Consider the following 12,227-nt stretch of genomic DNA (forward strand, 5'->3'; position numbering starts at 1 on the left):
TCCTCCTCAGCGGTAACCGGCGGCGTCGTCATAGGTGGAGAAGTCCACCAGCGTGCCGAGCATCTGCAGATAGGCGACGAGCGCGTCCATTTCGGTGAGCCTTGCCGGATCGCCGTCGAAATCGCCGAGCTTGGCCTTCGGGTAGCGGGCCTCCATACCGGACGTATCGGCATTGGGGTCGGCCTGCGCCTTGAGGTCGGCCTCGGCGTTTTCGAGCATCTCGTCCGTATAGGGCACGCCGACCGCGCGGTTGGCCGACAGGTGCATCGCGACGTTCTTCACCTCCAGCCGCGTGTCCTTGAGGAAGGAATAGCTCGGCATCACCGATTCCGGCACGACCGAGCGCGGCTCGATCAGGTGCTGGACGTGCCATTCGTTCGAGTAGCGGTCACCCACGCGGGCAAGGTCCGGGCCGGTGCGCTTGGAGCCCCACTGGAACGGATGGTCGTACATCGATTCCGCCGCCAGCGAATAATGCCCGTAGCGCTCCACCTCGTCGCGGAACGGCCGGATCATCTGGCTATGACAGGTGTAGCAGCCCTCGCGGATGTAGATGTCGCGACCGGCAAGCTCCAGCGGCGAATAAGGCCGCATGCCCTCCACCTTCTCGATGGTGTTTTCCAGGTAGAACAGCGGGGCGATCTCGACGATGCCGCCGATGGTGACCACGAAGAGCGAGCCGACGAGCAGAAGCGTCGCGTTGCGCTCGAGGATCGCGTGTTTGTCAAGAATGGACATCGGGTCCCTCCTATTCGGCCGGCTGCAGCTTCGGCGCGGCGCCCGGGATCGGGGCCTCGTCACGCTGGTAGCCGAGGATTGTCATGGTCACGTTGTAGGCCATGATGAGCGCCCCAAGGAGGAACAGCCCACCGCCGGCGGCACGCAGCACGTAGTACGGGAACATGGCGGCGATCGTTTCGGCGAACGAATAGACCAGGAAGCCCTGCTCGTCGTATTCGCGCCACATCAGGCCCTGCTGGATGCCGGCGACCCACATGACGGCGGCGTAGACGACGATGCCGAGGGTGGCGAGCCAGAAATGCCAGTTGACCATGCGGATCGAATAGAGCCGCTCGCGCTTCCACAGCTTCGGGACGAGGAAGTAGATCGCGCCGAAGGTGATGAGGCCGTTCCAGCCGAGCGCGCCCGAATGCACGTGGCCGATGGTCCAGTCCGTATAGTGGCTGAGCGAGTTGACCGACTTGATCGACATCATCGGGCCTTCGAAGGTCGCCATGCCGTAGAAGGCGACGGCCATGACCATCATGCGCACGATCGGATCGGTGCGGATCTTGTCCCAGGCGCCCGAGAGCGTCATCAGGCCGTTGATCATGCCGCCCCACGAGGGCATCCAGAGCATGATCGAGAAGACCATGCCGAGCGTCTGCGCCCAGTCGGGCAGCGCCGTATAGTGCAGGTGGTGCGGGCCGGCCCAGATATACATGAAGATCAGGGCCCAGAAGTGGATGATCGACAGGCGGTAGGAATAGACCGGACGGTTCACCTGCTTGGGGATGAAGTAGTACATCATGCCGAGGAAGCCGGCCGTCAGGAAGAAGCCCACGGCGTTGTGGCCGTACCACCACTGCGTCAGCGCATCCTGCACGCCGGAGAAGGCCGAATAGCTCTTCACGCCGAGGAACGAGACCGGGACGGCCAGGTTGTTGACGACGTGCAGCATGGCGATCGTCACGATGAACGACAGGAAGAACCAGTTCGCCACGTAGATGTGCGGCTCCTTGCGCGTCATGATCGTGCCGAGGAAGGCGATCAGATAGGCGACCCAGACGATGGTGAGCCAGATATCGACATACCATTCCGGCTCGGCATATTCCCGGCTCTGCGTGATGCCGAGCAGGTAGCCGGTGGCGGCCATGACGATGAAGAGCTGGTAGCCCCAGAACACGAACCAGCCGAGATTGCCGCCGAAGAGCCGGGCGCGCGAGGTGCGCTGCACGACGTAGAAGGACGTCGCGATCAGCGCGTTGCCCCCGAAGGCGAAGATCACGGCCGAGGTGTGCAGCGGGCGCGTCCGGCCGAAATTCAGGAAGGGCTCGATGTTGAGGTCGGGGAAGGCCAGCTGGAGCGCCACGACGACGCCGACCAGGAAGCCGACGACGCCCCAGAACACCGTCGCGATGACGCCGTACTTGACGACCTCGTCGAAATACCCCTCGTCATCCTGCGATGATTTGGTCGCGACGGCCGGCGCGAAGGAGATGCGCCGGACCATGAAGAGCGTGCTGGCAAGCAGCACGAAGAAGAGGACCCACATATGGGCCTCGAAGAGCCTGTCCTGGGCAAACGCCGCGCCGAGCAGCGCGATGAACGCCCCCACGGCCAGGACGATCGTTTCCGTTACAAATTTCATCGTTGGCATCCCCCAACTCGTCGATTTCCCGCAACGGCCGGTTCCCTCGCGGAATCGGCCCTTGCGCTCGACTGAGCCTTCGCAGATGCGGCCGGAAGCATCCTTGACATGGATCAAGGCGAAGACCGGATGCGAGCGGCATCAAGGGACAGGTTGACGCAGCCGCGCGTCGAAACGCAGCGGCACTCCCGAAACGAGGGAACTGACATGACGGACTATACAGGGATCGCCCGGCTGCTTTCCGATCGCCCGACGGACGCCGTTTCGCTGGACTGGTTGAAGAAGGCCCACAACGCACAGCTGACGCTTTGCGAGGCGCTGGAGGACATCGCCGACAGCCTGCCGGCAAACGTCAACCGGCAGAAATGCATGTATGCGGCCAAGTCGCTGATTCCGCTGGTCAACGGCATCCACCGCTACGAGGAGGAGACGGTCTTCCCCTTGCTGGAGCGCATCGCCTCCGGCGACCGGGAACTCATCGATTCCATCGCCCGGCTGAAATTCGAGCATGTCGAGGACGAGTGCTTTGCGGAGGAGCTGACCGACACGCTGACCCGGCTCGGCAGCGGCGACGGCACGGTGAACGCGGAAGCCGCGGGCTACATGCTCCGCGGCTTCTTCGAGTCGATCCGGCGCCACATCGCCTTCGAACAGCAGTTCATGCTGCGCGGCACCGGCCTCACCTCCTGAAGGATCAGGCGGCGAGCGGTCCCTGGGACCGTGCCGTCTCCTGAAGGACGAGGATGGCGCCGAGCACGTTGCCGGCCGCCGACATGCAGGGCGTCATGCGGCAACGCGTGACCACCTCGCCCCGGCGCGGGGAAACATAGTCATACTCCACCACGTCCCCGGCAAAGCAATGGTCGAGATTGCGCTTCACGCGGCTCTCGAAACGCTGCACGCCGATGAACTCCACGATGTGCCGGCCGACGAGGTCGATGGGCTTTTCGCTGAAACGCTCGGCATTGAGCGGGTTGGAATAGAGGTAGCGGTAGTCCGTCGTGATCACGGCGACACGGTCGGGAAGGCTGTCGAGGATCGCCTCGTTGAGCAGCCCGTCCTCCGCCACGCGCGGCGCGGCGGCGGGACGCGTGACCTCCGGCATGCCCATGCGGAACGGCGCGACGGCCTCTTCCGTCCCGAAGTAACGATCCATCAGCAGCTTGAAATGATGGGCCTGCCGGAGCACGCAGGTCTTGTCGTCCGCCTCCTCCCGCAGGAGATCCACCACGAACTGGAACTGAGAACGGAGTTCGGAAGCGTCGCTCGCCTCCTTTTGCAGCACGGCGGCAAGCGCCGGCTCGATTTCCTTGTCCAGCATCGAAACGAGCCTGTCGTTTCCCGTCCTCACGGCATGCTGGAGTTGTGAATACTTAAACCAGAACAACTCTACAAGAGCTTTCAATTCATGCTCCCCGAATTGCTGAAATGTACAGCAATTGCACCACTACATTATTTAAACTGTCCAAAGCCCGATAGAATTTGACCGTTACCTTCCCAAATATGCCGCCAAAAGCGCTTACATTAGCAAAATGGTAACAGCGAACGGGAGGATGTCAAACCCAAAATTCGATAAAATTCGCGTAAATCGGGAAGCTGAACGTATTCAGGTTTCGCAAGGCAAGAAAGAATAGTAAGCAATCAAGTAATAAGGCCGCGCTTGATATTCCAGCGGTCATGATACCACAGCCATTGGCCCGGATATTCGCGCACCCACTGCTCGACCTTGTCGTTCAGTATCTGCGCGGTCGCATCGACATCGACGGCGCCGTTCTCCTTGCGGGGAATGTCCATCGCCGGTTCCAGTTCCAGGCGGTAGCGGTTGCCCGGCAGGCGGATGCAGCGCGCGGGATAGACCTCGCAATCGAACTGGCGCACCAGCTTGGCAAGCAACGGGTTGGTCTGCACCTTCCGGCCGAAGAACGTCGTGTGCAGCCCCTTGTTGAACTTCTGGTCGACCAGCACGCCGACCGGGCCGCCCGCCTCCAGCTTGCGGGCAAGCGTGAAGGACGAGCCGGCATGGGAGGGCACCAGGTGCCCCATGCGTTCACGGCGGAATTCGAAGACCCTTTCCGCGACATAGGGGTTGTTCGGCGGCCGGAAGAGCACCGTCACGTCCAGCCCGAAGGCGGCGCCGGCGACCGGCAGGAGCTCGAAATTACCGGTATGCGCGGTGAAGACGATGAAGGGCCGCGGATTGTCGCGTAGGTCCACGAAGAGCGGAATGCCGGAGACCTCGATGCGGCCGGGCGCCGTGCGCGCGGGATCGAAGTCGAACAGACGGTCGAGAAAGACATATTCGGCCGCAAGCCGGCCCATATTGCCCCAGGCATCGAGCGCGATCGCCGTGATCTCCGCCTCGGTCTTTTCCGGAAAGGCGTTCCTGAGGTTGGTGAGCGTCAGCGTGTGGCGGCGCGTCCTCGGGCCGATCCAGCGCGCCACGCGATCGGCGAAGTTGATCGCACCGTCCGCCGGCAGGAGCTTCAGAAGGCTGAGCAGGCCGAAGACGCATTGCGCCACCAGCCATTGCTTGAACTTCCTGAGCGCCAGAACGAGGCGTGTGACGATCATCCGCACGGCGTCAATCCAGCTTCAGGACGATCTTGCCGAAGATCTGGCGCGATTCCATGCGCTCCAGGGCCGTCGCGATGCCGTCGAAGGTCACTTCGGTATCGATGACCGGATGGACGATGCCGCGCGCCATCTTCTGCATGGCATTCGCCATGTTCTCCATGCGGCAGCCGAAGGAGCCGAAGAGCTTCAATTGCTGCTGGAACAGCATCATCAGGTTCATGTCGGTGGAAACGCCGGAGGTGGAGCCGCAGGTGACGAGCCGCCCGCCGCGCTTCATGCAGAGCATGGAGCCCGCCCAGGTGTCCTTGCCGACATGTTCGAAGACGACGTCGACGCCCTTCTTCCTGGTCAGCTTGCGCACGACGCCCTCGAAGCGGTCCTCGCGGTAGTTGATGACATGGTCGGCGCCGAGCGCCTTGGCCTTCTCGATCTTGTCGTTCGAGCCGACGGTGGTGATGACGGTGCAGCCGATCTTCTTGGCGAGCTGGATCGCCGCCGTGCCGACGCCGGAGCCGCCGGCATGGACGAGGATCGTCTCGCCGGATTCGAGTTTCGCATTGTCGAACAGCATGTGCTCGACCGTGCCGAAGGTGACGGGGGCGAGCGCCGCACCGACCGCATCGACGCCGGGCGGGGCCGGCACGAGCAGGCGGGCGGGAAGATTGACCTTCTCCTGCGCGAAACCATCCAGATGGAAGCCGTGCACGCCGCCGACATGTTCGCAGAGATTGTCGCGGCCTTCGCGGCAGGGCTTGCAGAGGCCGCAGGTGCGCGCGCCGTAGATCGAGACGAGCTGGCCGGGCAGCACGTTGGCAACGCCGGGACCGATCGTCTCGACGACGCCCGCCGCCTCCGCACCGATGACGAGCGGCATCTTGCGCTTGGCAAAGGCCATGCCGCGCCAGCCCCAGACATCGATATGGTTGAGGGCGACGGCCTTGACGCGCAGCGTCACCTCGCCGGGGCCGGGCGCCTCCGGCTCCGGGATGTCGGTGAGTTCGAGCTTGCGGTCATCGAGAAGCTGGAGGGCGCGCATGGCAAAATTCCTATCAGGCGGGTTCGGCCGTCATGACGAGGCTGGCGTTCTGGCCGCCGAAGCCGAAGGAGTTGGAGAGAACCGCGGAAACACGCGCATCGCGCTTCACGTTCGGCACGACGTCGAGCACGATGGCCGGGTCGGGGTTCGTGTAGTTGATCGTCGGCGGCAGGGTGCCGGTCAGCATGGTCTGGATGGAGAACACGGCCTCGACGGCGCCGGCCGCCGTCAGCGTATGGCCGATCATCGACTTGTTGGAGGAGACCGGGATATTCGCCAGCGTGTCGCCGAAGACCGTCGACATGGAAAGATATTCCATCTTGTCGTTTTCCGGCGTCGAGGTGCCGTGGGCGTTGATATAGCCGATGCCGCTCTCGTCGATGCCGGCATCTTCCAGCGCCGCACGGATCGTCGCGATGGCGGGGCCGCCATCCGGCGAGGAACGGGTGCGGTGGAAATGATCGGCCTTCTCGCCGCAGCCCTTGAGGATGCCGAGCACCTTCGCGCCGCGCGCGATGGCGGATTCGAGCGATTCCAGCACCAGTGTGGCCGCGCCTTCGGCGATGACGAAACCGTCGCGATCCTTGCTGAACGGCTTGGACGCCTTGGTCGGCGGGTCGTTCTGCGTCGACAGCGCCGAGAGCAGCGCGAAGCGGATCAGCGCCTCGGCCGTCACCGAGCCGTCGGTGCCGATGGTGAGCGCGCGGTCGGTGCGGCCCTGGCGGATTGCCTCGACGCCGAGCTGGATGGCCGTCGCGCCGGAAGCGCAGGCGGTCGACAGCGTGACGGGCAGCCCGCGGGTGCCGAAACGGTCGGCGAGGCGTTCGGAGATCGCGCCGAAGGCCCAGGCTTCGTGCAGGGCGGGTTCGGCCTTTTCACGCAGCACCGCAAGGAAGCGGTCATAGGCATCGCCCGGACGCTGCGACGGCGGGGCGCGGTCGGCAAGCGCGAAGCGGTCGCGCCAGTCCGGCTCGATCGGCGGGGCGGCAAGGAAGAGCGGACCGCCGAAATCGCCGGAAAGGCCGGCTTGCGCCAGCGCCTCGTCCGCCGTCTCGCGGGCATAGGCATAGGAGCGCTCGACCGGGTTCTCGACGGGCAGCTCGATGAAATCGACCGTGCCGGAAATGCGGGTGTTCAGCCCGTCGACCGGAAAGCGCGTGATGCCGTGGATGCCCGACACGCCGTCGACGAGCGCGGTCCAGTTGTCCTTGAGGCCCTGCCCCAGCGAGGTGATGACGCCCATGCCCGTGACGGCGACGATCGGGCGACCGAGATGATCCCTGTAAGCGGCTTTCGTCATGGCCGGCTCCTACTTCTCTGCGGAAAGGATTGCGACGCCCTCGCCGCGGCCATGGCCGACCGTCGTGACCACGGCGCTTTTCGCCGCTGCGGTCATCGCGGCTTCGGCCGCGGCATCGAACGGAGCGACCTTGACGCCCGCGCCGAGCGTCAGGGCGGCGATGGCAAGGCCGAGCGGGAACTGCGCTTCCAGCGCCTGGCCGGTGACCGCGCTGAAGCCGCGCACCGGGCTGCCGGCAAAACGCGTGTCGAGCCAGGCCTTCTCGCGCGCCGTCGGGCCGTGCTGGCCGGACGCGCCGGAGAAGACCACGGTCCCGGCCCCGGCCGCAGCGCCCTCGGCCAGCCGCTCGAGGCGGGCTTCCAGCCGTCCCTCGTCCCGCGGGCCGCGGTCGCCGCCGATGGCGTCGATGGTCGCATAGATGCGCGCACCCCGCGCCTCGGCATGGGCGCGCGATTCCAGCACGAGGAAGGCCGCGGCCGTGCCGGTGACGATGCCGCCGCCGGCCTTCTCGTCGCGCGACCAGAGCGGCGTCCAGCCGCCCGTCGCATGCGCGCCGATCGCTTCGTAAAGCAGGATGACATCCTGTCGCTCGGCCACCAGCGCGCTGCCGACGAGCGTGTGCGTCGACTGGCCGGAGCGGATGCGGTGAAAGGCCGTCTCGATGGCGGAAATGCCGGCCGCCTCCTCGCCCATGAAGGTACGGGAGGAGCCCGTGACCTTGTGGACGATGGAGATGTTGCCGGCGAGCAGGTTGGAAAGCTGGGCGAGGAAGAGCGTGGGCCGCAGCTCGGTAGTCAACTTTTCGTTGAGCAGGCGCTCGCGGTCATTGCGCTTCAGGCCCTCGTCGACGATCAGCGAATCGACCGCGATATCGCGCTCGCCGCCGCCGGCCGCCACGATCATGTCCATCGTGCCGCAGGCGTCCGCATCATCCTTGAAGCCGGCATCGTCGAGCGCAAGGCCCGCGGTGAACACGCCGAGGCGCTGCCAGTTCTCCATCTGGCGCTGGTCGCCGCGCTTGGTGATCTGCTGGTTCCAGTCGATCTCCGGCATCGGGTGCACCGGATAGGGCGCGAAGCGCTCCGTCTCGATCTTCAGCGCCGGCGCGCCCGCGCCGCCAAGGATCTCCACATGCGCCGCCGCCCCGACACCCTGACAGGTGACGATGCCGACGCCGGTGATCACCACATCGTTGTTCGCCTTCGCCATGCTCACTTTCCTTCCGCAGACGCGTCGAGCGCCTCGAACAACCCCACCTCGCCGGCGCGCGCCCGCACGATATCGGCAAGCGGCACTTCGGCAAACGGCATGGTGCGCAGCTTCAGCTGCGCATCGCAGACCTTCTTGCCGGCAGACGAGATCTTCGCCTTGGTGACGGCATAACCCGACCCGTCATGCTCCAGCACCGCCTCGATGTCGAGCACGGCATCCGGCTCGACGAAGCTGCGCATCTTGGCGCCGTCGACGCTCATCAGGAAGGGCATGGCGGCAAAATCCGTCGCGGCGAGCACGAGGAAGCCGGAGGCCTGCGCCATGGTCTCGATGAGCAGCACGCCCGGGACGAGCGGCATGCCGGGAAAATGACCTTCGAAAACAGGGCTTTTCGCGGGCACGACCGAGCGGGCCCTCAGCACGCGGCGCGCACCGTCGACGGCCTCCACGCGATCGATCATCTGGAAATATTCGAGCAGCATCGGGATACCTCCGGCAGGTTCCGGAAATCGAAAGGCCTGCCGGAAACGGCAGGCCGTGCGCCACAAGCACCGGGATCGTCAGGAGCGCGGCCGCAAGGGCGGCCGACGCCGTTGCCTCAGGCCTTGGCGGCCCGCAGGTCGTCGATCTTGGCGCAAAGGTTCTTCAGGACGAAGTATTCTTCCGTCGCGACCTTGCCCTCGTTGACGTCCTGCGTCCACTGTTCCAGCGGGATCTTGATGCCGAATTCCTTGTCGATCGCAAAGACGATGTCGAGGAAGTCGAGGCTGTCGATGCCGAGATCGTCGATCGTGTGGCTGTCGGGCGTGATCGTCTCGCGGTCGATCTCGCTCGTCTCAGCAATGATGTCGGCAACCTTGTCGAATGTAGCAGTCACGCCCATACCTCATGAATCTATAGTCGGGCGATCCTATATGGAAATAAGACGCAATTGCCAATGGGTTTGATGAGGGCCCTGCGCAGTCGGCGATGCTGTGTTGCGCAAACAGCATGGCCGTGGGCCGCCGGTCAGACCGCGATGGAATGCCGCCCGCGCCCGCTCGCAAGATGCGCATCGAAGACCGCGGCGACGGTGCGCGCGAAGGGCCGCCCCGCCGCGGTCAGGACGAACCGGTCGCCCTCGATGCGGGCGAGCCCGTCGCGGTCCGCAGCGACGAACCCGATCGCCTCGGAACGGATGACGCCGGAGAAGGCCGGATGGCGCACGGCGAGCGCAGCGAAGGAAAAGCCGAAATCGCACATGATCTTCTCGATCACGAAGGCGCGGGCGCGATCCTCTCCGGTCAGCGCATAGCCGCGGACGGCGGCAAGACCGCCCTCCTCCACCCGGCGCAGGTATTCGCCCGTCGCCGGCATGTTCTGGATGTAGCCTTCGGAAAGCTGGCCGATGGAGGAGGCGCCAAGCCCGACCAGCGCATCCGCCTGGTCGTCGGTATAGCCCTGGAAATTGCGGCGCAGCGTGCCCTGCCGCGCCGCCACGGCGAGCCGGTCGGCAGGAAGCGCGAAATGATCGATGCCGATGGCCTCGTAGCCGGCCGAAACCAGCATGCCGGCCGCCAGCGCCATCTGCTCGAACCGCGCGACGACGCCAGGCAGCGCCGCCTCGTCGATCATCGTCTGGTGCTTCTTCATCCACGGCACATGGGCATAGCCGAAAAGCGCGATGCGGTCGGGCGCAAGCGAGAGGACGGCTAGGACCGTCTCGGCCAGCGTCTCCAGCGTCTGGTGGGGCAGCCCGTAGAGGATGTCGCAATTGACCGAACGCACGCCCCGCGCCCGCGCGGCCTCCACCACGCCGCGGGTCTGCTCGAAGGTCTGGATGCGGTTGATCGCTTTCTGGACCTTGGGATCGAAATCCTGGATGCCGAGGCTGGCGCGCGTCATGCCGATATCGGCCAGCGCATCGTGCCGGGCCTCGTCCAGATCGTTCGGATCCATCTCCACGGAGATTTCCGCATCCGCCGCGAAGGAGAAATTCGTCTCCAGACAGGCCTTCAGCGCCCGCATGTCATCCGGTCGCAGGAGGGTCGGCGAGCCGCCGCCGAAATGCAGCGCCGTGACGGGCACCGCCCGCGACACCCGCGTGCCGATCGCGGCGATCTCCGCATGCAGGCCCTTGAGATAGGCTTCGACGGGCTCGTAGCGCAGCGTCTGCTTGGTGTGACAGGCGCAGAACCAGCACAGCCGGTCGCAATAGGGAACATGGGCATAGAGCGAAAGGCGATTCTCCGCCGCAAGGCACCCGAGCCACTGCGCATAGACCTCCGGCCCGATACTTTCGTTGAAATGCGGCGCGGTCGGATAGCTTGTATAGCGTGGAACCGGCGACGAAAGGCGTTCGACGAGGGCGTGCTGCATGGTCATCTCCTTGCTCACACGGGAAATAAACCCGAAACGGTCGCCACCATTTGATTTTGATCAAGTGAAAGCCGGAATGAGTGCGCTAGGATTTGACAATAGTCAGGAAGCGCTATTTTGCCGCGAGGCGGCACGCTTTATGTTCACGACCGCGTGCGGTAGCACGGCAGTATTGCGCCGCGGAGCCGCCGGGCGAAAGGAAAAGCCGACATGGAAATTCGCCGCCAAGATATCCATAACTCCGACATTCCTCTCGTTTGCCGCGCCTGCGAGGCACGCCATGGCGGCGTGTGCGGCGCGCTGACCTCCGAGCAGCTTTCCGAACTCAACAAGCACTCCGTCCGCCACCGGCTGGAAAGCGGCGCCGAAGTCATCGGCCAGGGCGAGACGGTGGTGAACTATTCCAACATCATGCGCGGCGTCGTGAAGCTGACCAAGGTGATGGCGGACGGCCGCCAGCAGATCGTCGGCCTGCAGTTCGCCCCCGATTTCCTCGGCCGCCCCTTCCTGGAGGAAAGCGCCATCACCGCGGAGGCGGCAACCGAAAGCGAAGTGTGCAACTTCCCGCGCGCCGTTCTCGACCGGCTGGTCAAGAGGACGCCGGAACTGGAGCACAAGCTGCACCGGCAAGCCCTGAAGGAACTGGACGAGGCGCGCGACTGGATGCTGACGCTCGGCCGCAAGACAGCGCAGGAGAAGGTGGCGAGCTTCCTCTACCTGATCGCCACCCATATCGACCCGGAGAGCGTCGACAGGTCGGCCTTCGAGCTGCCGCTCTCGCGCGCCGACATCGCCGACTTCCTCGGACTGACGATCGAGACCGTCAGCCGGCAGTTCACCAAGCTGCGCAAGGAAAACGTCATCCGCATCGAGAACAACCGCCACGTCACCGTTCCCGACATGGAGCGGCTGATGCGCTATGCCGGCAACGACTGAGCGGACGTCTCAGCGCGTGATGACGATACGCGTGTTGGACAGCCCGTTGCGGTTGGCCAGCTGGAAGAAGGTCGCCGCATTGTCCGGGTGCAGGCGCACGCAGCCGTGCGAGGCCGGACGGCCAAGGCGCTTCGTCTCATAGGTCGCATGCACGGCATATCCTCCCTTGAAGAAGATCGCATAGGGCATCGGGGCATTGTTGTACTTGCGCGAGCGATGGTTGCGCGAGGCCCATTTCGCCGACCAGGCGCCCGTCGGCGTGCCATAGCCCTTGCGGCCGGTCGAGACGGGCCAGCGATATTTCACCGCGCCGTTCTGAGTAACGACCATGGTCTGCGAAGAAAGGCTGATCCGGGCGGTCAGATTGGCCGACAGAGCGGTCTGGGTCTGGAACAACACAAGAAGGAACGCGACAGCGGTCGCAAAGAAGATACGCATGA

General features: G+C 64.7%; 13 protein-coding genes. 2 read left to right on the forward strand and 11 right to left on the reverse strand.

Annotated elements, in window-relative coordinates:
• Positions 1–6 precede the first annotated feature (6 nt).
• Both ccoO and ccoN read right to left on the reverse strand, forming a co-directional pair.
• Positions 7–738, reverse strand: a complete 732-nt coding sequence (ccoO, locus tag AABQ55_RS15935; RefSeq protein WP_272805694.1) for a cytochrome-c oxidase, cbb3-type subunit II — start codon at positions 736–738, stop codon at positions 7–9.
• 10 nt (positions 739–748) lie between these two features.
• The gene (ccoN, locus tag AABQ55_RS15940; protein WP_244769542.1) at positions 749–2,371 is read right to left on the reverse strand and encodes a cytochrome-c oxidase, cbb3-type subunit I; all 1,623 of its coding nucleotides are present in this window, start codon (positions 2,369–2,371) and stop codon (positions 749–751) included.
• A 207-nt stretch (positions 2,372–2,578) separates the two neighbouring features.
• Here ccoN and AABQ55_RS15945 point away from each other — a divergent pair, with 207 nt between their 5' ends.
• A complete protein-coding gene (locus AABQ55_RS15945; RefSeq protein WP_272805695.1) occupies positions 2,579–3,061 on the forward strand; it encodes a hemerythrin domain-containing protein in 483 nt (160 codons plus the stop codon).
• Positions 3,062–3,065: 4 nt separating this feature from the next.
• On the opposite strand, the gene AABQ55_RS15950 is transcribed toward AABQ55_RS15945, so the two are convergent.
• The 8 genes from AABQ55_RS15950 to hemN all read right to left on the reverse strand — a co-directional run bounded on the left by AABQ55_RS15950 (position 3,066) and on the right by hemN (position 10,851).
• Complete coding sequence (locus tag AABQ55_RS15950; RefSeq protein WP_272805696.1) at positions 3,066–3,692, reverse strand: PAS domain-containing protein; 627 nt, start codon at positions 3,690–3,692, stop codon at positions 3,066–3,068.
• A 320-nt stretch (positions 3,693–4,012) separates the two neighbouring features.
• Positions 4,013–4,942: a lipid A biosynthesis lauroyl acyltransferase gene (locus tag AABQ55_RS15955; protein WP_272807478.1), complete on the reverse strand. Its 930-nt coding sequence runs from the start codon at positions 4,940–4,942 to the stop codon at positions 4,013–4,015.
• A 10-nt stretch (positions 4,943–4,952) separates the two neighbouring features.
• Positions 4,953–5,981, reverse strand: coding sequence for a zinc-binding dehydrogenase (locus AABQ55_RS15960; RefSeq protein WP_272805697.1), 1,029 nt, complete (start codon positions 5,979–5,981; stop codon positions 4,953–4,955).
• Between the two features lie 13 nt (positions 5,982–5,994).
• Entirely contained in the window at positions 5,995–7,281 is a 1,287-nt protein-coding gene (locus tag AABQ55_RS15965) for a beta-ketoacyl-ACP synthase (RefSeq protein WP_272805698.1), read from the reverse strand.
• A gap of 9 nt (positions 7,282–7,290) precedes the next feature.
• Positions 7,291–8,490 (reverse strand): beta-ketoacyl-ACP synthase, encoded by a 1,200-nt coding sequence (locus AABQ55_RS15970; protein WP_272805699.1) that lies wholly within the window; start codon positions 8,488–8,490, stop codon positions 7,291–7,293.
• Positions 8,491–8,492: 2 nt separating this feature from the next.
• The gene (locus AABQ55_RS15975; protein WP_272805700.1) at positions 8,493–8,975 is read right to left on the reverse strand and encodes a 3-hydroxyacyl-ACP dehydratase FabZ family protein; all 483 of its coding nucleotides are present in this window, start codon (positions 8,973–8,975) and stop codon (positions 8,493–8,495) included.
• A gap of 116 nt (positions 8,976–9,091) precedes the next feature.
• Positions 9,092–9,376, reverse strand: a complete 285-nt coding sequence (locus tag AABQ55_RS15980; RefSeq protein ID WP_133033009.1) for an acyl carrier protein — start codon at positions 9,374–9,376, stop codon at positions 9,092–9,094.
• A gap of 125 nt (positions 9,377–9,501) precedes the next feature.
• Complete coding sequence (gene hemN, locus AABQ55_RS15985) at positions 9,502–10,851, reverse strand: oxygen-independent coproporphyrinogen III oxidase (protein ID WP_272805701.1); 1,350 nt, start codon at positions 10,849–10,851, stop codon at positions 9,502–9,504.
• A 210-nt stretch (positions 10,852–11,061) separates the two neighbouring features.
• Here hemN and AABQ55_RS15990 point away from each other — a divergent pair, with 210 nt between their 5' ends.
• Positions 11,062–11,787: a Crp/Fnr family transcriptional regulator gene (locus AABQ55_RS15990; protein WP_244769534.1), complete on the forward strand. Its 726-nt coding sequence runs from the start codon at positions 11,062–11,064 to the stop codon at positions 11,785–11,787.
• Positions 11,788–11,796: 9 nt separating this feature from the next.
• On the opposite strand, the gene AABQ55_RS15995 is transcribed toward AABQ55_RS15990, so the two are convergent.
• The gene (locus AABQ55_RS15995; RefSeq protein WP_244769533.1) at positions 11,797–12,225 is read right to left on the reverse strand and encodes a L,D-transpeptidase; all 429 of its coding nucleotides are present in this window, start codon (positions 12,223–12,225) and stop codon (positions 11,797–11,799) included.
• Positions 12,226–12,227 lie beyond the last annotated feature (2 nt).

Origin of the sequence: Shinella sp. WSD5-1 (assembly GCF_963942435.1) — a bacterium.
Classification (GTDB): Bacteria; Pseudomonadota; Alphaproteobacteria; order Rhizobiales; family Rhizobiaceae; genus Shinella; species Shinella yambaruensis.

Bases quoted from the DNA above. Each gene is read 5' to 3' on its own strand.
- AABQ55_RS15950 (WP_272805696.1), bottom strand. From the start codon at position 3,692: ATGCTGGACAAGGAAATCGAGCCGGCGCTTGCCGCCGTGCTGCAAAAG.
- AABQ55_RS15970 (WP_272805699.1), bottom strand. From the start codon at position 8,490: ATGGCGAAGGCGAACAACGATGTGGTGATCACCGGCGTCGGCATCGTC.
- AABQ55_RS15945 (WP_272805695.1), top strand. From the start codon at position 2,579: ATGACGGACTATACAGGGATCGCCCGGCTGCTTTCCGATCGCCCGACG.
- AABQ55_RS15960 (WP_272805697.1), bottom strand. From the start codon at position 5,981: ATGCGCGCCCTCCAGCTTCTCGATGACCGCAAGCTCGAACTCACCGAC.
- ccoN (WP_244769542.1), bottom strand. From the start codon at position 2,371: ATGAAATTTGTAACGGAAACGATCGTCCTGGCCGTGGGGGCGTTCATC.
- AABQ55_RS15965 (WP_272805698.1), bottom strand. From the start codon at position 7,281: ATGACGAAAGCCGCTTACAGGGATCATCTCGGTCGCCCGATCGTCGCC.
- ccoO (WP_272805694.1), bottom strand. From the start codon at position 738: ATGTCCATTCTTGACAAACACGCGATCCTCGAGCGCAACGCGACGCTT.
- AABQ55_RS15975 (WP_272805700.1), bottom strand. From the start codon at position 8,975: ATGCTGCTCGAATATTTCCAGATGATCGATCGCGTGGAGGCCGTCGAC.
- AABQ55_RS15955 (WP_272807478.1), bottom strand. From the start codon at position 4,942: ATGATCGTCACACGCCTCGTTCTGGCGCTCAGGAAGTTCAAGCAATGG.
- hemN (WP_272805701.1), bottom strand. From the start codon at position 10,851: ATGCAGCACGCCCTCGTCGAACGCCTTTCGTCGCCGGTTCCACGCTAT.
- AABQ55_RS15980 (WP_133033009.1), bottom strand. From the start codon at position 9,376: ATGGGCGTGACTGCTACATTCGACAAGGTTGCCGACATCATTGCTGAG.
- AABQ55_RS15995 (WP_244769533.1), bottom strand. From the start codon at position 12,225: ATGCGTATCTTCTTTGCGACCGCTGTCGCGTTCCTTCTTGTGTTGTTC.
- AABQ55_RS15990 (WP_244769534.1), top strand. From the start codon at position 11,062: ATGGAAATTCGCCGCCAAGATATCCATAACTCCGACATTCCTCTCGTT.